This window comes from Cohnella lupini (assembly GCF_003386205.1).
Classification (GTDB): Bacteria; Bacillota; Bacilli; order Paenibacillales; family Paenibacillaceae; genus Cohnella; species Cohnella lupini.
Map to the genome: position 1 here is coordinate 51,448 of NZ_QRDY01000001.1, position 21,399 is coordinate 72,846.

The following is a 21,399-nucleotide window of genomic DNA, read 5'->3' on the forward strand; positions in this document are numbered from 1 at the left end:
GGGGGAAAGCGTGTGGCCAAGCGTTTTTGGCAATCCAAAGCATCGTGGCTCTCGATCGGCGCTATCGTTCTCATTTTGGCGGGTGCTTATTTGTTCTTTTACTCGCCGTTCAGCGCCCAAGCAAGCTTCAAGGACAAAGACGGGTTGCTGATCGTCAGCAACGACCGCTACGAGATCGCCTTTCGTTCCGATAACGGAGCTATCGAGTATATTAAAAACAAAGACGGCGAGAGTAACCTCACGTTAGGAAACAGAGAGCAAGCGTTATGGTGGGCTTTCTCTCAAGACGATACTTCCACGAACGGCAAAATAGCCGAAAACTTCTCTTATGATTGGAATAAGCGAAAAGGAGAGCTGGTCTTTCGCTACGGAGGCTCGGTTAAAGTCGACGTGACCGCCCGATTCGAGGACGACAACCGGATTTATATGAGCGCCTCGGTCGATAACCAATCGGATAAGACGATCAAGTCATTCCGTTTCCCGTACGAGCTGAAGGTCGATTCGGCATCCGTTAAGGATGCGGTTCTGCCGATGTTGCCCGGCGCCAAGCTGAAGGACGCGTTCTTCAAGGAGAGCAATTCGTTCCAAGATCAATATCCGGGCGTCCTGTTTGCTTCTTATCTGGGAATGAGTACGGCCGGCGGCGATTTAGCCGTCTACGACATAAGCGGAGACATCGTCGCGACGACCGACTTGGGCTTCAAGAGCCAGGTGGACGATTCCGGGAAGACGGGCATCGTCCACAACTATAAGACGTGGATCGATCCGAAGAAGCAATGGAACAGCCCGTCCGTCGTGCTCGAGTTCGGCGATTACGAAGGGACGATCGCCAGCTATCGAGAGCTTAACAAGCTGGACGAATATCGATCGTTGACCGACAAGCTCGGCAAGGATAAGGACGTCTATTTCCAATTGCCGTTCTACAAGACGGATATTTCCGCGATCAAGGATGGCAGCTGGAGTAATTTGACGTCCAATTACTTGGATAAGATGAATTACGACGGGGTCATACATTTGGTCGGATTCCAGAAGGGCGGCCATGACGAGAATTATCCGGACTTCATTCCTCCCGATCCCAAATGGGGAGGGGATCCGGCTTTTCAAACGTTCGTGAAAGCGGCGAAGGACAAAGGAAACAGAGTCGTTCCTTATACGAACATGTCATGGTGGGGCAACAATTCCCCGACGCTCGCGAATTTGCCTTCGGGCACGACCATGGAAGATTTAATCGTCTTGAAGGACAACGGTCAAATAACGAAGGAGGATTACGGCAATCACAGCGGCTACGTAGTTAACACGGGCCATCCGTTCTTCCTCCAACGGACGGCCGAGGAGCATAAGAAGCTGCTCGGGCAAGCGGGCTTCGACGGTATTTTCGAGGATCAGTGGGGCATTCGGAATTCTCCCTACGTGTTCAATAAAACGATACCGGAAGGCACCGACCCCTCGACCGCGTATTTCCAAGGCGTCCGCAATTATTTCGACGGATTAGATGCCAATATGTACATGGAGGACGGAACGGATGTCTTGGCGGACGATGCCGTGGGTTTCATGGGCTCGACCTACTTGTGGGACCAGCTCGGTTATCGCAAGAACACGTCATCCTATACGGACTACTATCCGTTATCCGGCATGCTTTTCCGCGACAAGGTCATGCTGTTCCACCATGATTTGGCCGCGGAGACGATGACGGACGATCAAGACATGCTGAGATGGAACTTAGCGATGGGATATAACCTAAGCGTCGACTTCTTCAATGGCGTGGCCAATCCTTGGGTCGATACGGTCGGAGTGTTCCAGAAATACATTCTGTCCCAATACGCGGACTCCTTGGTCGAAGGCTTCGAGCAAGTGACCCCTACCGTAACAAGAACGGACTTCGGCGATTACGCCGTGACGGCGAACTGGAACAAGGACGAAGCATACGCGCTGAACGGCGACGATTCGCTTGCTCCGGGCGGATATGACGTCACCTCCGACGACGGTAACCGCAGGGCGGGCAACTTCGCCCGATTGAACGGACTGGACCTGGATGCCGGGGACCATAATCTAGTAGAGGTCAGAGAGAAGGACGTTATCCGCGTCTATCAGCCGATCGGCGCAGACACGACGCTCAAGATTCGCAAAGGCAAGGATTGGCCTCATGCTACGGCGGTCGCTTATCTGGCGAACGGCACGAAGATATCCGATCTTCAAGTGAAAGAAGAAGGGGATTTCATAATCTTCGACTACGTGGGGCTCATCAAAGAACAGAAAGTGGGTTACGTGGAGCTGGCAACCTCGAAGGAACCTAGCAAATCGAGCGAAACGTTCGAGAAAGTGAAAGTCGAACTTAACGTAGCTTTGCTGCAGAAGGCGTTCTCGACATCCAATACGGCCGAAGCTTTCCCGGCGGAGCTGACGGTGGACGGCGACCCTTACACGTATTGGGAAAGCACGGCCAAGAAATTTCCGCAATCGTTGACGCTGGAGTTGGATAAGGAAAGAGAGATCGACAAGCTGATCTTGAAGCTACCTCCGCAGGACGCTTGGGAATCGCGCGATCAGGATATCGAGGTGCTCGTTAGCCAGGATGGGGAGACGTTCGAATCCATTCTTGCTTCCAAGCCTTATACCTTCGATCCTAAGAAGGCGAACGCCGTGGAAATTCCTTTGGATCAAGTAAAAGCCAAGTTCGTGCGAGTGACGATTACCGGGAATACCGGTTGGCCGGCCGCGCAAATTTCGGAGTTCGAGGCTTACTGACGTTATATGCTTAAAGCTAAGAGAAGACCGTTACGCTTGCGTAGCGGTCTTTCCTATGCCATGTATTATTGAAGTGCTAAACAATTTAGCTGGATAAAGCGAAGGACGGCAAAAAATCCATGGAATAGGTTGCTTGTCGTCCGTGAAAACACCGTTCCCGTCTTGTCCACCTCGAATAGAATATATAAAAAAAACTAGTTAAACCGGGGAGGAACGGTGGATGCAATTGCAAGCAGGGATCATATGCGCATTTTTGGGAGCAACAATTTCCTTCTCATTCGGGTTATGGACCGAATCGTTGACTTTTCTACTCGTACTAATGGCAATCGATTATTTTACGGGAGTTGCCGCATCAATTAAGGAAGGCAGCGGACTAAACAGCAACATCGGATTCTGGGGGTTGTTCAAAAAAGCGCTTATCCTGCTCGTCATGATCATCGCGCACCGTTTGGACGTATTGCTCGGGGCTGAAATCGTGATGGGTAGCGCGGTGTTTTTCTACATCGCTAACGAGCTTCTTTCCGTGATAGAGAATTACGGAAGGTTGGGACTCCCGTTGCCCGACCGTTTAAAGAAAATCGTTCAAGTGTTAAGGGACAGGGCCGGCGAGCCAAAGGATCCACCCGATTCGCCCGAACCTCCCGATCCGCCGATAAAGTAAATTCATTCGAGCCGGTTTTCATGTGCCCGCGGACACAATGAAGGTCGGTTTTTTGTTTTGGCGCAACTCAGGATATAATCTATTACAGAAAGACTTTAAGCCAGGGAGGTTAAATCGTTATGAGATTCGAAGGCGGCACGAGCGTCACGCTTCGCGTCGAGATGGACAAGCAGAAGGTTACGTTCGCCGAGCTTGTATCCGTCATCGGGCAACAAGGAGGAGACATCGTAGCGATCGACGTCATCCGACCAGGCAGGAAAACGGAAATTCGCGATTTGTCGGTTAGCGTAGTCGAGCCGGCAATCGTAGATTCTCTGGCCAAAGCGGTGCAGGAGATGAACGGAATACATCTCGTCAACGTGTCGGATCGTACTTTCCTCATGCATCTCGGAGGGAAAATCCAGATCCAATCGAAGCAACCGATTAAGAACAGGGACGATCTATCCCGAGTCTACACGCCTGGCGTGGCTAAAGTGTGCTTGGCCATCAGGGACGATATCAATAAAGCCCATTCCCTGACGATTCGCAGGAATACGGTAGCGGTCGTGTCGGACGGAACGGCGGTACTCGGACTAGGAGATATCGGACCTCACGCGGCGATGCCCGTCATGGAAGGAAAGGCGATGCTATTCAAGGAAATGGCGGGTGTGGATGCCTTTCCGATCTGCTTGGATACGAAGGATACGGAAGAGATTATTGCTATCGTTAAAGCGATAGCTCCGACATTCGGCGGCATTAATCTGGAGGATATCTCATCGCCAAGATGTTTCGAAATCGAGCGAAGGCTGCAGGAAGCGTTAGATATTCCCGTGTTCCACGACGATCAGCACGGAACGGCGGTCGTTCTGTTAGCAGGCTTAATCAATGCTTTGAAGATCGTCGGCAAGTCGATGTCCGATATTAAGGTGGTCGTTTGCGGGATCGGAGCGGCGGGAATCGCCTGTTCCCGAATGTTGCTATCCGCGGGCGTCACTCATCTCGTCGGAGTGGACAAGGAAGGCGCCATTCACAAAGACGAGAAATACGAGAACGAAGTGTGGAACGAATATGCCGCGATTACGAATCCCCGCAACGAGAAAGGAAGCTTATCCGAAGTGATCCGGGGAGCCGATGTATTCATTGGGTTGTCTAGGCCCAAACTATTAAGCAGCGAGAACGTCCGCACGATGAACGCGGACCCGATCGTCTTCGCGATGGCGAATCCGGATCCGGAGATTACTCCCGAAGAAGCGGGGTCTTACGTGAGGGTTTACGCGACGGGAAGATCCGATTATCCGAATCAACTCAACAACGTTCTCGTCTTTCCGGGGATATTCCGGGGAGCGCTCGACGCGCGGGCCAGCACGATTAGCGAATCCATGAAGCTTGCCGCAGCCAAAGCGATCGCTTCCATCGTCACGGATGAAGAATTAAACGAAGAATACATCATTCCCAGCGTTTTTAACGACAAGGTCGTTCCTGCCGTTCGTAAAGCCGTTATACAAGAGGCCATACATAGCGGCGTCGCCCGCAAGGTTCCCGGAGATTTCCGTAATTTGGATTAGGCATGCGAAAAAAATGCCCGGCGATGTTCATGAAATTGTCAAATGTTAAAAAAGTTGATCTAACTCTTCGGACAAGTGCTTGAGTTCAATTGCGTATTTTAGGTAATATAAGAGGTAGACAATTTGTAGGAAGCAGGGGAGATAGACAATGAAATGGATTTTGTCTACGTTGATTACGATCGCGTGCGCAATGGGCGTTTATCTGATGGCAACGAGCTTGCCCGAGAAACCCGTTGATGAGGCATCCGAGCTGGCGGAAGGCCAAGAACTGCTTAAAATTACGGCCTCGAACTTTGAATTCGACGAAAAAGAATACCATGTAAAAGCAGGGACGAATTACAAGGTGAAGTTCGCCAACAAGCTGGGGAATCACGGCCTCGAAATCGTCGGCACTGACGTTGAGCTAAGCAAGGATGCTCCGGAGACGGAAATCACGTTCGATAAACCGGGAACTTACGAAATGCATTGCTCGATCATGTGCGGTCAAGGACATGCGACGATGAAATCGACGTTAATCGTCGAATAAACGACGAAAGGAGCCCGCAAAGGCTCCTTTTTTCCCTTCGTAATTCATTTAGCCATGCAACTTATGAATAACGCCTATCGCGCGCACGGGAGACGATACGATCCCCCGCGTAGCCGATTGCGGCCCAGCTAATCACGGTTAATACGTACATAAACCATATATTTACCCTATGGATGTCGGTGAACACCTCGACGAACCACATCGGGACGCTGAACATCATGAGAAATAAATTATGGGGGTCGTAGCCGGATGCGTTGAACAAACTTAGCGCGATTCCGATCAGCGTACAGGCAATAGTCATGGCGTTACGCATAATGTTCGAATGACTCCCTTCGCTTAACTGTAAAGGTAGTATGCGCGGCACTCCAAATCCTCATGATAAGAAAGGAATGGGAAAAGATGATTACTCATATCGTTCTGTTCAAGTTGAAAGACAACAGCCCGGAAGCCGTCGAACGCACGGTACAGGTTCTTCGCGACATGGAGGGCAAGATCGATGAACTCCGCCATCTGGAAGTCGGTACGGACATCCTTCACTCGGAGCGTTCTTACGATATCGGATTGGTCACCAAATTCGATTCCATGGCCGCTTTGCAAGCTTATCAGGTTCATCCCGTTCACAAGAAAGTTATCGAACACGTGACTTCCGTAAGAGAAGCATCCGTCAGCGTCGATTACGAGAGCTAAGATGAGGATGATGGTGGAGAAAGATCCGACGAACATGGGCGACGTGTATCAGATGATGACTTACATCGTCGTCATCTTGATCAGCGCCGTAATCATGACGGTCTGGTTGAAGCGCAGAGGCAGACGCAAGAAGAAATAAGGAGGCGTCCATATTGTCCTTGTACGACGTGAACGTCGACAGCATCCGTTCCCGGTTAGCGTGCTTGCCGGAGCTGGCGCAAGCGTTATCGGCAGCTACCGTATCCTGGACGGGAAGCTTGACGGAGGGCTTGGCTCAAGAACGGGCATTGCACCTATCCGCGGAAATCGCGACGGATGTCGGGCATTCCCTGATAGACGGATTCATCATGCGCGATGCCAGCAGCTACGAAGATATCATCGAGATCATCGCCGGAGAAGGGGTCATAACCGAACGGGTTGCAGTTCCCTTAAGACGGCTGGTGCTGCTGCGCAAAACGTTGGTTCAAGAGTACGACAAATGGCCGCGAAGCGAACTGCACCCGTTGACAGCCGAGTTGCCGCGGATTCTCATGGGTTTCTCCGATCAAGTGGAAGCCTACTTGCGCAAAGAGTTATCCTAATCTTACATATCTATTCATCGGAACGGTCCATCCGCCAAGTCGCGGTTGGCCGTTTTTTTTTTGCTTGTCCGCTGTGTCAAGACGGGCCTAAGCTTCTTATACTGTCATTAACCGCATGGGCATTCGCCCGGATTGCGCGGCAGCGGGAGGGAATGCGGATGGCATGGGACATTGCGGCTTATGCAATCGCGGTTGCCGTATTGACGGTAGCGGCGGCACTGACGATCGGAATCGTTAAGGTGGCCCGGTCGCTCGCACTTCTGGAACATACGATCGCGAACGTCGGCAGAGAGGCGGAGGTTTCCCTGAGCCAATGCAAGGAGTTGGCCGGAGAAGCGCGTGAAGCTATAGCGGCTTCTAAGAGAAAGCTGCAGGGCTTCGCAACGCTCGCGGAGGGGGCGAGGGCGTTAGGCGATGCTGCGCAGGCCGCAGCGCAAGCGGCGGTCAGCGTAACGGAGCTGTATAGAGAATGCTTGACGGCTCCGTTCCAAGCTACATCCGGTAATCGCGATCGACAATCAGACGACCTCGACCTCGCGGATATAGGGCGTAGGATATGGACCATGTGGAGGAAGCGATCCGATAAGGAACAGGAACAGCCTTCCGACAGCTGCCGACAACCGAGACCGAGTGCGGATCCATCTGAAGGAGAGTGAAAGTAATGGCTAACAAGAAAGTCGTTAAATCGTTTTTGTGGGGTGCTCTGACGGGGATCGTTTCGGGTGCCGTAACCGCGTTGCTATTTGCTCCGAAATCCGGCCGCGAGCTTCGTGGCGATATTGCCGAGACTGCCCAGAAAGTCGGCGAGAAGACGGCGGATATCGGTCGTCAAGCCGGATCTGCCGTGCAATCCTTGGCGAAACGGACATCAAGCTTAGTCGTCGATGCTAAGGAGGCGACCGGGCGTCTGGTTACGGATATCCGTTCCCGCAAGTCAAGCGAGCCCGTATTGGAGACCGATGAAGTAGCGGCAACCGAAGAAAGTTATGACGAGGACAAATCCGCCGCGCTGTAACCGTTGATCGATTAACAGTCGCGAAATGGCCGCCCGCTCCCGCAGGGCGGCGTTTTCTCGTGCGTTGATCCTTGTCCAAATATGAGCTAAGATGTAGGTACCTTTTCATAGCAACCCTCATAATGTATCAAGAATCGACTTAACAACCATGAGAAAGCGGTGTGACCGTGCAACAAGCGATCGCAGTCCTGGATTCCGGCGTAGGGGGACTGACCGTCGTGAAAGAAGTGATGCGTCAGTTACCCCGAGAGAAGATACTTTATTTCGGCGACACCGCAAGAACGCCTTACGGGCCAAGGGCGGCTGACGAAGTCGTCGCTTTCACCCGGGAAATCGTGGATTATCTTATCCAATATCAACCTAAAATGATCGTCATTGCCTGTAACACAGCTACCGCGGCAGCTTTGGAGGACATTCGGCAAAGGGTTGATCTGCCGGTCATAGGCGTGATCAATCCGGGCGCGCGGGCAGCGATCGGCCGTACTAAGACAGGCATCGTGGGCGTTATCGGCACGGAGGGCACGATCAAGAGCGGTGCATACGATCTTGCTCTCAAAAGGTTATCTCCCCATGTCGAGGTGATCAGCCGGGCTTGTCCCGCTTTCGTCCCGCTCGTGGAAGACGGAAACTTCCGTTCGAAGGAAACCTCCCGAATCGTGTCCGACTCTTTGCGCAATCTGCGAGATTCCGCCATGGATTGCTTGATTCTCGGTTGCACGCATTATCCTTTCCTGGCGGAATCCATCTCGGAAGCGATGGGAACCGAAGTGGTTCTTATCAGCTCGGCGGAAGAGACGGCCAGGGAGATCAGCACGATATTGCACGGGACCAACGAGTTAGCCGGCAGGAACGAAATGCCCATACATCAGTTTTTTTGCAGCGGGGACCCGAAGAAATTCCAGGAGATCGCCCAGAACTGGTTGGGAGAACAAATTCGTTTAACTCCGGTCGTATGGCAGGTTCCGCATATAGGAGCCTAAGTTGGAAATCCAAGCCCGAACGAACGAGACGTCTTAAGGACGCACCGTTCGTCCGGGTTTTCCTGTATGTTCGGACATTACATTACCTACGGTTCCAAGGATGGCGAAGCCATGCGACTTGTGTTCGGAGGGTTATATGTTGAGGACGGCGTACATACAACTTTAGAACGAACAAGGAGTAGGAGGGCTGCCAATGACCGGTGTGAAGGTCTTCGGGCCGAATGAGCTCGCCAAGGAAATAGGAAGATTAACGCGTAAATATCCTTTCGTCAGTGCCGGATCGATAGGTAGAAGCGTACTAGGAAAGCCGATTTCGTATATTAGATTGGGGGCTGGGCCGTTTCGTTGGCACTTTAACGGCGCGTGCCATGCCAATGAATGGATCACTTCGTTGTTGTTGATTAGATTCGCGAACGATTTTGCCGGATCCTGCGCGAAGAGGAAGCCTTTCTGGGGCAAGTCGGCAAAGGATTTGTTTTCTCGTTGTAGCTTGTGGATCGTGCCCATGGTGAATCCGGACGGAGTGGAGCTGGTTCAGCGAGGCGCGAACGCGCAACATACCGCGTTTAAAGATCTGCTGCAATGGAATCGCGGATCGAATCGCTTTCATCGTTGGAAGGCCAATGCCAGAGGCGTCGATCTGAACGATCAATTTCCCGCGAATTGGGAAGAGGAGCGTCGGAGAAGGGCCATTGTTACTCCCGGCCCTCGCGATTACGGCGGTGAGAAGCCACTATCCGAGCCTGAGGCCTCGGCGTTAGTTGAATTCACGGAGCAGAACGATTTCAATGCCGTGCTCGCCTTGCATACGCAAGGTGAAGAAATTTATTGGAATTATCGCAACGACGAGCCGCCCGAATCGCGGGAATGGGCGAATCGCCTAGCGGTCGCCTCCGGTTACCGCGCCGTTTATCTAGAGGGAAGCGATGCTGGATATAAGGACTGGTTCATTTCGCGATTTCGCAGGCCGGGATTTACCGTTGAGGCAGGCTGGGGTCATAACCCGCTTCCTATGGACGGGTTCGAAGAAATCTATGACGACGTGGCTAGACTGCTCGCGGAGGCGCTGGACTGCTCTCCGACATGATTCGCTTTCAGGCGAAGAGGGTAAACTGGATACAGCTTAAGAAAATCGAGAGGAGAACCCTCGAATGGCTCGTAGATCATGGATCTCGTTGTGGAAGCATCTCCCTGGACGGGTATGGCGACTTCTTCGTTCCGAGAGGGTGTCGCTGAGGGACAAGCTGCTTTTTATCGTACCGGTGGCCCTCTATTGGGTCCTTCCGGATTTCATGCCGTTCCTTCCCATAGACGACGCCGCCTTCACGGCGCTTGCGGCAAGCTGGTACGCTCATGCCATGGAACGCAAATACTCGCTTAAATCGTAATGCAATGTTGCATGAAACTACGCGTTTCATTACAATAGAACGGAGAACCTGACAGGAGTGAATCGCATATGAATTGTAAAATAACGCGCAATGCGGCCAAGGTGTTGCGCATAGAATTGGACAAGCCGGAAAATGCGGACAAAAAGCTAAAGGTATTCGTTACTCACAGCCATGGAGACCATGCGCATTACGGAATGGATATGGGACAGCCGACGGATAAGGAAGAAGTCGTTTCCACCGATAAAGGCATCGACGTCATTCTGACCAAAGGGGAAGAATTTCTCGACGGCGTCAAGATCGACTACCTTTATTTTCCGAAAGAAGGATTCATTATCACGAATCCTTCCAAGGGCAATCATGGAGAGCACTGACGCCGAGCAGACGACGCCGGTTAACGATATCCGGATTTGCGACAAATGCAAGCATATGAAGGTGAAGACGACATTGCCTAAGCTGCAGAAGCTTGCGCCGGGTACCGATATCAAGGTCGCCTGCAAGTCCTACTGCGGACCTTGTTCGCGGTATGCTTTCATCTTCGTTAACGGCAGGTACGTGACCGCGCCGACGGAAGACGAAGCGATCCTGAAAGCCAGTAAATACGTGAAATCCTGATTGCATTATACCTGAAACGAAAAAGTACGCGAGTACGGGATTATCCCGGTCTCGCGTACTTTTTATTACTTTTATTTCCCGTCGTCTTCTTCGTGGAACACGGCGATCAAATCGTTCTCGATGACCCGATCGGATATATTCAAGTCTTGTTTGGCTGATTCCGCGCCTGCTACGCATGACGCGGAATCGGTCGTTTGCGGCTCGTCTCCGGTCAAGTCGTAACACGCGCCGTTCCCGGTAATTCCGTCTCCGCTAGGAACGAAATAGACTTTGCCGTCGGTATAACCGCCGTTACGGAACACGACCGACTTCTGCGCCTCCGACAGCATGCTGATTCCCATCAAGTAGCGATTGTCTGTCGGAATGCCGAGCAAATGCATGATCGTCGGCGTCGTATCGATTTGTCCGACCGCTTTTTCCACCACGCCGGCGTTCTCGTCGTTGGGCAGATGGATGAAGAAAGGAACCTTGCGCACGATTCGGTCCTTATCGATGTCCGAGACGGGCTTGCCGAAATATTTCTCGTAAAGCTTCCAATCATATACGGAGTTGTCGTGGTCTCCATAGAACATTAGGATCGTGTTCTCCCATAGCCCTTCGCTTTTCAGATCCTCGACCAGCTCGCCGACCGCGGAATCCACGTAATGCGCCGCTTGCACGTAATCGCCGAGAATCGTTCCTTGTAAATCTCCGACGCTAAGCTCCTGATTGGTATAAGGAAGCTTAAAGGGATGATGACTGGATAAGGTGATCGATAAAGCGTAGAAGGGCGACTTCTGACGTTCCTTCAGTTGTTCGACCGTTTGACGAAAGAAGGAAGTGTCTCCGAGTGACCAACCGATAGGCTCGTCGATGGTATAATCTTTGATGTTGTAAAATTGATCGTAGTTCATATTGTGGTACATGTTGTTGCGGTTCCAGAAACTTCCGTCATATGCATGGTGGACCGTGGCATCGTAACCTTCGCTTTTTACTATAGAAGGCACGCAATCGAATTCGTTGCCCGCAAAACGGATAAACGCCGAACCTGTAGGCAGAGGGTGCATGGAGCAACTCGTCAGGAAATCGGCATCCGATGTTCTGCCTTGGGCGGTCTGGTGATAGAAGTTAGGGAAGTAAATGCTCTGCCCGATGAGCTTATTCAAGTTGGGGGTGATTTCCTCCCCGCCGATCGATTGTCCGATAACGAATTCTTGGAAGGCTTCCGCTTGGACGACGAGAACGTTCTTGCCTTTGTACTGACCGAATAAAGGCTCGTTCTCCATTTGTTTCTGCAAAGCTTGCCGCTCGGCGAACCAATTTTTGGCTTCTTCGATTTGAGCTTCGGGCAACTCGTCGCCGAACCAATGCTCTTTGGCGTAACGATAGGTGTCGTAGCCGTGGAAGCCAAGCAATCCGGTTACGTTATAGATCGGAATGTTCCACCAGTTGCCGACGAACAGGCCGCGGGCCCAGCCGTTCTTTTGTTCCTCTACCGGATAGTAGATCAGAGCCCAGCCAATGGCAAAAACGAGAGTCGCCGGAATGAATTTGCGCCAGAGAGATGCTCGAAGCTTTGACGTTGGCGCTTCGCGGCGAGTAATGGCTGTCGCGGAAAGACGCTTAGCCGAATTTCTCCACAACACCCAGCCTGCAAGCGCGAGCGCTACGGGGATGTCCGCGAATAGAATCCAGTCGCCCGGCTGTATTAAACTCCAGATACTGGCTTGCAGCTCTCCGACTTGACCGGCCTGAAGCAAGACCGGCACGGAGATGAAATCCTTGAAGTAACGAAAATAGATGAGATCGGAGAAAAGAAGGAACGATAACCCGAGATCCAATATTGCCAACGAGAGCGCCTTGGCTCTGCGTCCAAGGAATATCGTCCAAAAAGAAGCGAGAAGGACGGCACCGAGGTTAACTTTCCATTTCCAATCATTCATCTCGCCTACGTTGAATTCATGATTGAGAAAATTTAATTTGTACAATAGGGATACTGCGAGCAATGTAATTCCCCATAGAGGCCAAAGTCCAAGTCCCTTTAAGGTCCAATGAAGGCTTTGTAGGGATGCAGTTCGTAACCGCGATAACATAATAAGACATCCTTTCCTTAAACGACCATCGTTAACATCGCGTTACCCCATGATTAACTCTGTGTAAACACGGAAACAAAAATTAGTATAGCTCTAATGAAGGGGAGATTACAAACATTGTGGTAAAATGAAAGGATAATAATAGCCCGTCTTAGACATGGACGAGCGAAATGGAGGTTATACGGTGACGATATTACCGGAGCAGTATTTCGACGACTTATATAGAAGGGATTCCGATCTCGAAAGAGTAGTCGAAAGCATTCGAAGAGCAGGGATGCCGGAAATATCGGTAGCTGCCGGGTATGGACGTTTGCTTACGTTCCTTGTCGCGATTACCGGCGCGCGATCGATTCTGGAGATCGGAGCTTTAGGTGGATACAGCGGTATATGCCTCGCGAGAGGTTTGCCGGAGGACGGCAGACTGATATCTCTGGAGCTGAAGCAGGAATATGCGGATATCGCGAAAGATAACATGACGGCGGCGGGTCATGGGAGCAAAGCGGAGTATTTGGTAGGAGACGCTTCGGAAAGCTTGGACAAGTTAGCCCTTAAGGATAACAGATTCGATTTCTTCTTTATAGACGCCGATAAGGAAAATTATCCGAACTACTTGGAAGCTTGCATCGCGTTAGCGAACGAAGGAGCGATTATCGCCGCGGATAATACGTTATTGCGCGGAAAAACGATCGACGACAACAAACAGGGGCCTTCCGTGCTTGCTATTCGACAGTTTAATCGATTAATCGCTCAGGATTCAAGATTAATGGGCGTGCACTTGCCCGCATTCGATGGCTTGGCTCTTGCTAAAATCAACTTAAATAAGTAATTAAGACCTAATAAAAGCGCTTTTGGATGCTGTTTACAGCTAACCTGAGTGCTTTTTTTGCTTATGTATATTAATAATGTGAGAGAAATTTAAATTTAGTTAGTTTTATACTAAATTAAATCCCATCTCCATCTTAAAATTAGAACTATATGGATAAAAATTGAACATAATTTCATTTTTAAAATATCATTATTACATTTCGATCAATTTCGATGTATGTTTATACGAAATCATCAATTAATAATCGAAAAAGTAAGCGTTTTCTGTCACTTTCGAGTCATGACTTATGACATTTGGTGTTAGATTATCTCACTCTCCCATAAACTCTCATTGCAGAAACCGAACATTGATAGTACTATTTCTAATGTTCCTGTAAATTTCAAACACTGGCGAATGGGTAAAACATTTAAGAGTGCAGTTATCGGCGGGAATTGGAAATGCTTGATTTACAATCTGACTATTGGCAAAGCTGCAAAAGATGCATAGAAATTATGCATACCAGCAATGATAGTCAATAAAAAACTGGGGAGGCAACAGAATGAAATTCAAGAAGATTTTCACGGCTGCGATGGCAGTCACGTTAGCAGGAACGCTACTGGCGGCCTGCGGTAACAACAATAACGGCGCAAGCTCCGAACCGTCCGGTTCGGCATCCGGTTCCGCTACTACGGGTTCGGGCACCGGAAGCAAACAAGAAATGGTCATGAACTACCGTGCCGATCCTCCAGCACTGGACGTATCGATTGCTGAGAGTTCCGCGTCGTTCACCATTCTTGGTGCTGTTAGCGAAGGCTTGTATCGTTTGGACAAAGATATGAATCCACAACCGGCACTTGCGGCGGAACTTCCTAAGATCTCCGATGACGGTACGGTTTACACTATTAAATTGCGCGACGGTCTTGTATGGGCTGATGGTTCGCCACTGACAGCTAAAGACTTCGTATATTCTTACCAAAGAACGTTAGATCCGGCCACTAAAGCCTCTTATGCTTTCATCCTTACTTGGGTTAAGGGCGGTCAAGCCGTTCAAGACGCTAAAGACGAAGCTTCCTTGAAAGCAGCTAAAGAAGCTCTCGGCGTTAAAGCTATCGACGACACTACGCTTGAAATTACTCTTGAGCAACCAATGGCATTCTTCACGGGCCAATTGGCGTTCTTGAACTACTACCCGCAAAACGAGAAGTTCGTGTCGGCGCAAGGCGACAAGAGCGGCGCGGATGCGGATAAAGTGCTCGGCGCTGGTCCTTTCGTCTTGACGAAATGGGATCACGAGCAACAACTTGTTCTTGAGAAAAACCCGAAATATTGGGATGCAGCGAACGTCAAATTGGACAAAGTAACTTTGAACATCGTCAAAGATACGGCGACCGGCTTGAACCTGTATGAATCCAATAAGACGGATTATGCGGATATCAAAGGCGATCAAATGAAACCTTACGAAGGCAAACCCGAGCTCGTCCGCAAGAGCGAGTTGGTTACGGGTTACCTGAACTTCCAGCAAACTAAAGTTCCTGCGTTCGCTAACGTTAAAGTTCGTCAAGCGTTGAGCATGGCGATCGATCGCGAAGGCCTCGTGAACACGGTTCTGAAAAACGGATCCGTAGCTTCGACCGGTTATGTACCGAACGGCAATAGCGATGGTAACGGCGCGGAATTCCGCCAAGTCGCAGGCGACACGGAAGTTGCTTTCGATGTTGAAAAAGCGAAAACATTGCTTGCCGAAGGCTTGAAAGAAGCAGGCGTGGCTTCCTTTCCTGCATTGACGGTAATGGGCGATGACACCGAAACAGGCAAAAAAATGCTTGAGTTCCTCGTTTCCCAATGGAAAACGAACCTGGGCATCGATGTTGCAACGGAACCGTTGCCGCATGCAACGCGTCTTGAAAAAGAACTTAGCAAAAACTACACGATCGTATCCTCGCTATGGGGCGCCGATTACAATGACCCGATGACATGGCTTGATATGTTCATCTCCGGTTCTTCCTTCAACACGCAAGATTGGAAAAACGACCAGTACGATACACTGGTTAAGAGCGCTCAAAAAGAGCTTGACGTTGCAAAACGTGCCGAGAGCCTGAAGCAAGCAGAAAAAATCCTGATGGATGAAGCTGCGATCTTCCCTGTGTACTTCCGTTCCTCGCCATTCTTGGTCAAGGAAAAAGTACAAGGCTTGATCTTGCCTCCATACGGTCCTGACTTTGAATTGAAATGGACTTCCATAAAGTAATTACAAAAAGTTCCATTGATTAAGAAGCGATTAATGCAGTACATTCAGTACAACTAACAATCCATGAAAGAGGCCGTTGTTAGAACGGCTTCTTTCATGTTGATTGTAGGGTATAGGAAAATTATTCAAACCTGAAAGGAGGATTCATCGTGCTGAAATACGTGTTGCGTCGGTTTATATATATGATCATTACACTATGGGTCATTATTACGGCCACCTTTTTTCTCATGAAATTGCTGCCCGGAAATCCTTTCGGCGAGATGGCCGCGAAGCTTCCTCCAGAGAACTTGGCCATACTTAAGGCGCAATACGGGTTGGATAAGCCGGAATGGCAGCAATATTTAAAGTATTTGGGCAATGTCGCTCAGGGCGACTTGGGCGTGTCCTATCAATTTCCTACGAGAACGGTTATTGAAGTCATCAAGCAATCTTTCCCGGCTTCCTTGGAGCTCGGAATCGAGTCCCTCGTCGTAGCTATCATTATCGGTTTGTTATTGGGTATCATTGCCGCGCTGAAGCATAATAAGTGGCAAGATTACTCCTCGATGTTCATCGCTTTGGTCGGTATTTCGGTACCCTCCTTCGTTGTGGCACCGCTGTTGTCTTTGTACGTGGGTAATAAGTGGGGCATTCTTCCTCCGGGATTATGGGAAGGTCCCGAGCACAGAATATTGCCGGCTTTGGCATTATCGCTCGGAACGATTGCCATATTGGCACGGATGATGCGCGCTTCCATGCTTGAAGTTTCCAGCTTGGATTACATTAAGACGGCTAAGTCGAAGGGCCTGGCAACAAGTAAGATCGTAACGGGACATATGCTTCGGAATGCAATCCTTCCGATCGTGACCATTCTCGGACCGATCGCCGTTAACGTTATTACGGGTACGCTCGTAGTCGAGACGGTGTTCGTCATTCCGGGCTTGGGATACCAGTTCGTTAGCTCAATCACGACATTGGACTACACGATGATTACGGGACTCACCGTTTTCTATGCGGCAATCCTTATTGTCGTGATGTTCCTAACCGATATCGCATACGGTCTTATCGATCCACGGATTCGCATGTCGGGGAGGAGGTAAACGATGGAAACCATATCTAAAGACAAGTTTCAACCGGCTCAGAAAACGACAAACGCGGAATCCATCGTGCGTCCATCGCTTACTTACTGGCAGGATGCTTGGAGGCGTTTGAGATCTAATAAACTGGCTATGGGCGGCTTGATCGTTCTGATTCTGCTGTCGGTTCTAGCCGTCGTCGCACCAATGGTAAGCAAGTTCGATTACGAAACCCAATACTTGAAGGACATCGATCTTAAGCCTTCATGGGCTCATTTTTTCGGCACGGATGATTTCGGTCGGGATCTATGGACCCGCGTATGGTGGGGCACGCGTATTTCATTATTCATCGGCCTCGTGGCCGCGGCGCTCGATTTAGTCATCGGCGTGCTTTACGGCGGTATTTCCGCTTATTTCGGCGGCAAAGTGGATAACGCGATGCAACGGATCGTCGAGATCATTTATTCCATTCCCTTGCTGCTCTTGGCGATTATCCTTATCGTTTTCCTCGGGCCGGGCATGAAGTCGATTATTATCGCCTACGCCTTAACGGGATGGGTCGGTATGGCTCGTCTGGTTAGGGGGCAAATATTGCTGGTCAAGGAACAGGAATTCGTCCTGGCTGCGCGTACACTCGGGGCTAAACCGGCGAGGATCATCTTGCAGCATTTGATTCCGAACGTTATCGGACTCGTTATCGTACAAATCACGTTTATCGTCCCTTTGGCGATATTCTTCGAATCCTTCTTGAGCTTCATCGGCGTAGGTATACGCCCGCCAATGGCTTCGCTTGGCAATTTGATCAATGACGGCGCTCATTACATGAGATATCAACCGCATCGGATCATTTTCCCGACGATCGTATTCAGCTTGATTTTGCTTAGCTTTAACGTACTCGGAGACGGGCTACGAGATGCTCTTGATCCGAAAATGAGAAAATAAGGAGGAGTGCCGAATGGCTAAGCCCATACTCGAGGTTAAAGATTTACGCGTATCCTTCAAAATGTATGCCGGTGAAGTTCAGGCGGTTCGCGGCGTCTCCTTCAGCTTGCATAAAGGAGAAGTTCTTGCGATCGTAGGGGAATCCGGCTGCGGCAAATCCGTAACCGCCCAAACGATCATGAGATTGGTTCCGACCCCGCCGAGCTATATCAAAGAAGGGTCTTCGATCCTTTTCGACGGTAAGCACGAAATCACCAAGATGTCTGAATCTCAGATGGAACACGTGCGCGGCAATGAGATGGGGATGATTTTCCAAGATCCCATGACTTCCCTGAATCCTACGATGACCGTAGGAGCGCAAATCTCCGAAGGCATTCGTAAGCACGAGAAGGTGAAGAAAGCCGAAGCTATGCGCCGCGCTGCCGAGCTTCTGACACTGGTAGGGATGTCTAACGCCGATGAGCGCATACATCAATATCCGCATGAGCTTTCCGGCGGGATGCGTCAACGGGTTATGATCGCGTTGTCGCTTGCTTGCAATCCGAAGCTATTGATCGCCGATGAACCGACGACGGCGCTCGACGTAACGATCCAAGCGCAAATCATCGATTTGCTTCGCGATATTCAGAAGAAAACCGATACTTCCATCATTCTGATCACGCATGACCTAGGCGTCGTAGCCGAAATGGCTCATAATGTCGTCGTCATGTATGCGGGCAAAGTGGTGGAACGCGGAACGTTGAACGATATTTTCTACAATCCAAGGCATCCGTACACGTGGGGACTTCTGCGTTCGGTTCCAAGGTTGGATAGCGACAAGAACAACGAGCTGGATTCTATTCCGGGCACCCCGCCGGATTTGTACGCTCCGCCGGTAGGCTGCGCATTCGCTGCTCGTTGTCCTTATGCGATGCAAGTTTGCAAAGAGATCGATCCCGAACACTTCGAAGTGTCCGCGGAGCATAGCTCGGCTTGCTGGTTGTTGCATCCGGATGCTCCGAAGGTAGAAATGCCGATCGAAGCAGGGAGGAGAGCAAATGGCTGAGGATAATATTTTAGAGGTCAAAAACCTGCAGAAACACTTCAACTTAAGCGGCGAACGCGTGCTTAAAGCGGTTGACGGTTTGAATTTCTCCATCAAACGCGGCGAAACGTTCGGCTTAGTCGGCGAATCGGGCTGCGGTAAATCGACGACGGGCAGAACGATAATACGCCTTTACGAAGCTACGGGCGGACAAGTTCTGTTTAACGGCGAAGACATTCACAAGATGTCCGGCGATAAGAAGAAAAAATTCCATCGGGATATGCAGATGGTATTCCAAGATCCGTATGCATCTCTCAATCCTCGAATGACCGTCGGCAAGATCATTGCCGAAGGCATGGATATTCATGGCTTATATAGCGGCAAGCAGAAAAAGGAACGCGTAAGCCAGCTGTTGAGGGACGTCGGGTTGAGCGAGGAGCATGCAGGCCGGTTCCCGCACGAATTCTCGGGCGGCCAACGTCAACGGATCGGGATCGCCCGCGCTCTTGCGATCGAACCGCAGTTCATTATCGCGGACGAACCGATCTCCGCGTTGGACGTTTCCGTGCAAGCTCAAGTCGTTAATTTGTTCAAGAAGCTGCAAAAAGATCGCGGGTTGACTTATTTATTCATCGCGCATGACTTGGCGATGGTTAAACATATCTCCGACCGTATCGGCGTTATGTACCTTGGAAAGCTGGTCGAAGTGGCCACTTCCGATAAGCTGAATGCCAAACCGCTTCATCCCTATACGCAATCGCTTCTTTCCGCGATTCCGATTCCGGATCCGGATCTTCAGAAGCAACGCAAACGGGTTATTCTACAGGGTGAAATCCCAAGTCCGCTTAATCCGCCGAGCGGTTGTCCTTTCCGGACCCGTTGCCCTCATGCGATGCCTGAGTGCGCGGCTACGATGCCTCCGTTCAAGGAAGTAGAGCCGGGTCATTTCGCGGCTTGTCATTTGCTCTAATCGGTATTATCGCAAGAGAGCCCCCAAACCGAGCGATCGGTTGGGGGCTTTTTATTATGCGCAGCGTATTATCCGTTCTCGGGGTAGAGTCGTTCCGCGCCGTTCATGTACTTACGCAAGGCATCGGGGATATAGATTGATCCGTCTTCGGCTTGATGATTCTCGAGCAGCGGAATGAGGATCCTCGGGCTGGCCACGGCGGTGTTATTAAGCGTATGGCAGTACCGTAGCCGTCCCGACGCGTCGCGATAGCGGATGTTCGACCTCCTAGCTTGAAAATCGAGCAGGTTCGACGACGAATGAGTTTCCCCGTAAGCGTTCCTGCTCGGCATCCAGGTTTCGATGTCGTATTGCTTATAGGTTTTCTGCGACATGTCTCCCGCGCATACGGCCATGACCCTATAAGGAAGTTCAAGGAGTCGCAGCATTTCCTCGGCGTTGTCGGTAATTTCGTTGAGGATTCTCTCCGATTCTGCTGGATCTGCTTCGCAAATAATCACTTGCTCGACTTTGGCGAATTGATGGACGCGGTAAAGCCCGCCAACGTCTTTGCCGGTCGAACCGACCTCGCTGCGGAAACAGACGGAGGCTGCGGCGAGGCGTATCGGATCGGTTACTTGCACGATCTCCCCGGAATAGTAAGAAACGAGGGGAACCTCCGATGTTCCGACAAGCCATTTGTTCTCATCTGCCAGCAGATAGCACTGGTCCTCGCCAAGGGGGAAGAAGCCGGTATTGCGCATAGCCTCCGGACGAGCCATTAAAGGTACTTCTAGCAGGGTGAAGCCTTTAGCTAACAACAGATCGATCGCCAATTGCTGAACGGCGCGATGCAAGAGAACGCCTGCGCCTTTGAGATAGTAATTGCGGGTCCCGGCCGTTTTTACTCCCCGGGAAATATCGATCATCCCGTGCATCTCTCCCAAGGCGATGTGGTCCCTAAGAACGAACCCCGGCGTTGCAGGGTCTCCGAACCGGCGCAGCTCGACGTTGTCTTCATCGGAGTCGCCGAGAGGCGTATCCGCCGAAACGATATTCGGAAGAAGCATCATCAGCTCCGTCCATTGCTTCTCGACCTCATGTAGCCGGAGCTCCGTTTCCGCGAGAGCTTCGTTGATCTGTTTGACCTGTTGTTTAATGGGCTCGACATCGGCGGATGTACCTTGATTAACGTAGCTGGCGACCCGCTGCGAGAGCTTATTTCTCGAAGCCCGAAGCCCTTCCGCCGAAGCCAGCAGAAGTCGTCGTTCGTCATCCCGTTCCGCTAATTTCGCCACGGACACGTCGATCCTTTTCCGATTCGCCGCCGTTTGTACTTCCTCTTGATTTTCTCTTACCCACTTCATGTCCAACATGACACCGCGCTCCTTTGTCTTGGAAAATACAAAAAACGCCCTCGTCTTTATGGGACGAGGAGCGTTTATACTCGCGGTGCCACCCAAATTGACCGAACAGATGAGCTGTCCGATCCTCTTTAGTTCCGCTGTAACGTGCGGTTACGGTTAACTTAGGGAGAGTGTGAGCATGCTGCCGTGTTTCTCCTT

At 50.7% G+C, this 21,399-nt stretch carries 23 protein-coding genes; 20 read left to right on the top strand and 3 right to left on the bottom strand.

Features of this window, described 5'->3' with window-relative positions:
* Positions 1-12 precede the first annotated feature (12 nt).
* From DFP95_RS00200 to DFP95_RS00215, 4 genes are all read left to right on the top strand, one after another.
* Positions 13-2,745 carry a discoidin domain-containing protein gene (locus DFP95_RS00200; RefSeq protein ID WP_115990502.1) on the top strand — a complete coding sequence of 911 codons (2,733 nt, stop codon included), beginning with the start codon at positions 13-15 and terminating at the stop codon, positions 2,743-2,745.
* A 220-nt stretch (positions 2,746-2,965) separates the two neighbouring features.
* On the top strand, positions 2,966-3,406 hold the full coding sequence (locus DFP95_RS00205) for a phage holin family protein (protein WP_115990504.1): 441 nt from the start codon (positions 2,966-2,968) through the stop codon (positions 3,404-3,406).
* Between the two features lie 119 nt (positions 3,407-3,525).
* Positions 3,526-4,950 (top strand): NAD-dependent malic enzyme, encoded by a 1,425-nt coding sequence (locus DFP95_RS00210; protein ID WP_115990506.1) that lies wholly within the window; start codon positions 3,526-3,528, stop codon positions 4,948-4,950.
* Between the two features lie 148 nt (positions 4,951-5,098).
* Positions 5,099-5,476: a cupredoxin domain-containing protein gene (locus DFP95_RS00215; RefSeq protein ID WP_115990508.1), complete on the top strand. Its 378-nt coding sequence runs from the start codon at positions 5,099-5,101 to the stop codon at positions 5,474-5,476.
* Between the two features lie 61 nt (positions 5,477-5,537).
* On the opposite strand, the gene DFP95_RS00220 is transcribed toward DFP95_RS00215, so the two are convergent.
* Positions 5,538-5,789 carry a hypothetical protein gene (locus DFP95_RS00220; protein ID WP_115990511.1) on the bottom strand — a complete coding sequence of 84 codons (252 nt, stop codon included), beginning with the start codon at positions 5,787-5,789 and terminating at the stop codon, positions 5,538-5,540.
* Positions 5,790-5,875: 86 nt separating this feature from the next.
* On the opposite strand from DFP95_RS00220, the gene DFP95_RS00225 reads away from it, so the two are divergent.
* From DFP95_RS00225 to DFP95_RS00265, 10 genes are all read left to right on the top strand, one after another.
* Positions 5,876-6,163 carry a Dabb family protein gene (locus DFP95_RS00225; protein WP_115990513.1) on the top strand — a complete coding sequence of 96 codons (288 nt, stop codon included), beginning with the start codon at positions 5,876-5,878 and terminating at the stop codon, positions 6,161-6,163.
* A gap of 1 nt (position 6,164) precedes the next feature.
* Positions 6,165-6,302 carry a hypothetical protein gene (locus DFP95_RS28745; protein WP_181907244.1) on the top strand — a complete coding sequence of 46 codons (138 nt, stop codon included), beginning with the start codon at positions 6,165-6,167 and terminating at the stop codon, positions 6,300-6,302.
* Between the two features lie 19 nt (positions 6,303-6,321).
* Positions 6,322-6,744, top strand: a complete 423-nt coding sequence (locus tag DFP95_RS00230; RefSeq protein WP_115991296.1) for a DUF86 domain-containing protein — start codon at positions 6,322-6,324, stop codon at positions 6,742-6,744.
* 158 nt (positions 6,745-6,902) lie between these two features.
* Positions 6,903-7,400, top strand: coding sequence for a hypothetical protein (locus DFP95_RS00235; RefSeq protein WP_115990515.1), 498 nt, complete (start codon positions 6,903-6,905; stop codon positions 7,398-7,400).
* A gap of 5 nt (positions 7,401-7,405) precedes the next feature.
* On the top strand, positions 7,406-7,759 hold the full coding sequence (locus DFP95_RS00240) for a YtxH domain-containing protein (RefSeq protein ID WP_115990517.1): 354 nt from the start codon (positions 7,406-7,408) through the stop codon (positions 7,757-7,759).
* Positions 7,760-7,926: 167 nt separating this feature from the next.
* On the top strand, positions 7,927-8,739 hold the full coding sequence (racE, locus tag DFP95_RS00245; protein ID WP_115991297.1) for a glutamate racemase: 813 nt from the start codon (positions 7,927-7,929) through the stop codon (positions 8,737-8,739).
* A 193-nt stretch (positions 8,740-8,932) separates the two neighbouring features.
* The gene (locus tag DFP95_RS00250; RefSeq protein ID WP_115990519.1) at positions 8,933-9,826 is read left to right on the top strand and encodes a M14 family metallopeptidase; all 894 of its coding nucleotides are present in this window, start codon (positions 8,933-8,935) and stop codon (positions 9,824-9,826) included.
* A 64-nt stretch (positions 9,827-9,890) separates the two neighbouring features.
* On the top strand, positions 9,891-10,127 hold the full coding sequence (locus DFP95_RS00255; RefSeq protein ID WP_115990521.1) for a hypothetical protein: 237 nt from the start codon (positions 9,891-9,893) through the stop codon (positions 10,125-10,127).
* 68 nt (positions 10,128-10,195) lie between these two features.
* Positions 10,196-10,498, top strand: coding sequence for an iron-sulfur cluster assembly accessory protein (locus tag DFP95_RS00260; RefSeq protein ID WP_115990523.1), 303 nt, complete (start codon positions 10,196-10,198; stop codon positions 10,496-10,498).
* The gene (locus tag DFP95_RS00265; protein WP_115990525.1) at positions 10,485-10,739 is read left to right on the top strand and encodes a YuzB family protein; all 255 of its coding nucleotides are present in this window, start codon (positions 10,485-10,487) and stop codon (positions 10,737-10,739) included. Before DFP95_RS00260 ends, DFP95_RS00265 begins: the two co-directional genes overlap by 14 nt.
* A gap of 71 nt (positions 10,740-10,810) precedes the next feature.
* On the opposite strand, the gene DFP95_RS00270 is transcribed toward DFP95_RS00265, so the two are convergent.
* Positions 10,811-12,706, bottom strand: a complete 1,896-nt coding sequence (locus tag DFP95_RS00270; protein WP_181907188.1) for an LTA synthase family protein — start codon at positions 12,704-12,706, stop codon at positions 10,811-10,813.
* A gap of 289 nt (positions 12,707-12,995) precedes the next feature.
* Between DFP95_RS00270 and DFP95_RS00275 the strand changes: the two genes are divergently transcribed.
* The 6 genes from DFP95_RS00275 to DFP95_RS00300 all read left to right on the top strand — a co-directional run bounded on the left by DFP95_RS00275 (position 12,996) and on the right by DFP95_RS00300 (position 19,855).
* The gene (locus DFP95_RS00275; protein WP_115990529.1) at positions 12,996-13,637 is read left to right on the top strand and encodes an O-methyltransferase; all 642 of its coding nucleotides are present in this window, start codon (positions 12,996-12,998) and stop codon (positions 13,635-13,637) included.
* A 538-nt stretch (positions 13,638-14,175) separates the two neighbouring features.
* Positions 14,176-15,864, top strand: a complete 1,689-nt coding sequence (locus tag DFP95_RS00280; RefSeq protein WP_115990531.1) for a peptide ABC transporter substrate-binding protein — start codon at positions 14,176-14,178, stop codon at positions 15,862-15,864.
* 149 nt (positions 15,865-16,013) lie between these two features.
* A complete protein-coding gene (locus DFP95_RS00285; RefSeq protein ID WP_115990533.1) occupies positions 16,014-16,943 on the top strand; it encodes an ABC transporter permease in 930 nt (309 codons plus the stop codon).
* A 3-nt stretch (positions 16,944-16,946) separates the two neighbouring features.
* A complete protein-coding gene (locus DFP95_RS00290; RefSeq protein WP_115990534.1) occupies positions 16,947-17,861 on the top strand; it encodes an ABC transporter permease in 915 nt (304 codons plus the stop codon).
* A 13-nt stretch (positions 17,862-17,874) separates the two neighbouring features.
* Entirely contained in the window at positions 17,875-18,906 is a 1,032-nt protein-coding gene (locus DFP95_RS00295) for an ABC transporter ATP-binding protein (RefSeq protein WP_115990536.1), read from the top strand.
* Complete coding sequence (locus tag DFP95_RS00300) at positions 18,899-19,855, top strand: ABC transporter ATP-binding protein (RefSeq protein WP_115990538.1); 957 nt, start codon at positions 18,899-18,901, stop codon at positions 19,853-19,855. Before DFP95_RS00295 ends, DFP95_RS00300 begins: the two co-directional genes overlap by 8 nt.
* Positions 19,856-19,923: 68 nt before the next feature.
* Here the strand turns inward: DFP95_RS00300 and serS are convergent, their stop codons facing one another.
* Entirely contained in the window at positions 19,924-21,210 is a 1,287-nt protein-coding gene (gene serS / locus DFP95_RS00305) for a serine--tRNA ligase (RefSeq protein WP_115990540.1), read from the bottom strand.
* Between the last annotated feature and the right edge of the window lie 189 nt (positions 21,211-21,399).

Excerpts from the sequence above, each read along its gene's own strand:
- DFP95_RS00205 (WP_115990504.1), top strand. The coding sequence starts at position 2,966 with ATGCAATTGCAAGCAGGGATCATATGCGCATTTTTGGGAGCAACAATT.
- DFP95_RS00210 (WP_115990506.1), top strand. The coding sequence starts at position 3,526 with ATGAGATTCGAAGGCGGCACGAGCGTCACGCTTCGCGTCGAGATGGAC.
- DFP95_RS00215 (WP_115990508.1), top strand. The coding sequence starts at position 5,099 with ATGAAATGGATTTTGTCTACGTTGATTACGATCGCGTGCGCAATGGGC.
- DFP95_RS00220 (WP_115990511.1), bottom strand. The coding sequence starts at position 5,789 with ATGCGTAACGCCATGACTATTGCCTGTACGCTGATCGGAATCGCGCTA.
- DFP95_RS00225 (WP_115990513.1), top strand. The coding sequence starts at position 5,876 with ATGATTACTCATATCGTTCTGTTCAAGTTGAAAGACAACAGCCCGGAA.
- DFP95_RS28745 (WP_181907244.1), top strand. The coding sequence starts at position 6,165 with ATGAGGATGATGGTGGAGAAAGATCCGACGAACATGGGCGACGTGTAT.
- DFP95_RS00235 (WP_115990515.1), top strand. The coding sequence starts at position 6,903 with ATGGCATGGGACATTGCGGCTTATGCAATCGCGGTTGCCGTATTGACG.
- DFP95_RS00240 (WP_115990517.1), top strand. The coding sequence starts at position 7,406 with ATGGCTAACAAGAAAGTCGTTAAATCGTTTTTGTGGGGTGCTCTGACG.
- DFP95_RS00250 (WP_115990519.1), top strand. The coding sequence starts at position 8,933 with ATGACCGGTGTGAAGGTCTTCGGGCCGAATGAGCTCGCCAAGGAAATA.
- DFP95_RS00255 (WP_115990521.1), top strand. The coding sequence starts at position 9,891 with ATGGCTCGTAGATCATGGATCTCGTTGTGGAAGCATCTCCCTGGACGG.
- DFP95_RS00260 (WP_115990523.1), top strand. The coding sequence starts at position 10,196 with ATGAATTGTAAAATAACGCGCAATGCGGCCAAGGTGTTGCGCATAGAA.
- DFP95_RS00265 (WP_115990525.1), top strand. The coding sequence starts at position 10,485 with ATGGAGAGCACTGACGCCGAGCAGACGACGCCGGTTAACGATATCCGG.
- DFP95_RS00280 (WP_115990531.1), top strand. The coding sequence starts at position 14,176 with ATGAAATTCAAGAAGATTTTCACGGCTGCGATGGCAGTCACGTTAGCA.
- DFP95_RS00290 (WP_115990534.1), top strand. The coding sequence starts at position 16,947 with ATGGAAACCATATCTAAAGACAAGTTTCAACCGGCTCAGAAAACGACA.
- DFP95_RS00295 (WP_115990536.1), top strand. The coding sequence starts at position 17,875 with ATGGCTAAGCCCATACTCGAGGTTAAAGATTTACGCGTATCCTTCAAA.
- DFP95_RS00300 (WP_115990538.1), top strand. The coding sequence starts at position 18,899 with ATGGCTGAGGATAATATTTTAGAGGTCAAAAACCTGCAGAAACACTTC.
- serS (WP_115990540.1), bottom strand. The coding sequence starts at position 21,210 with ATGTTGGACATGAAGTGGGTAAGAGAAAATCAAGAGGAAGTACAAACG.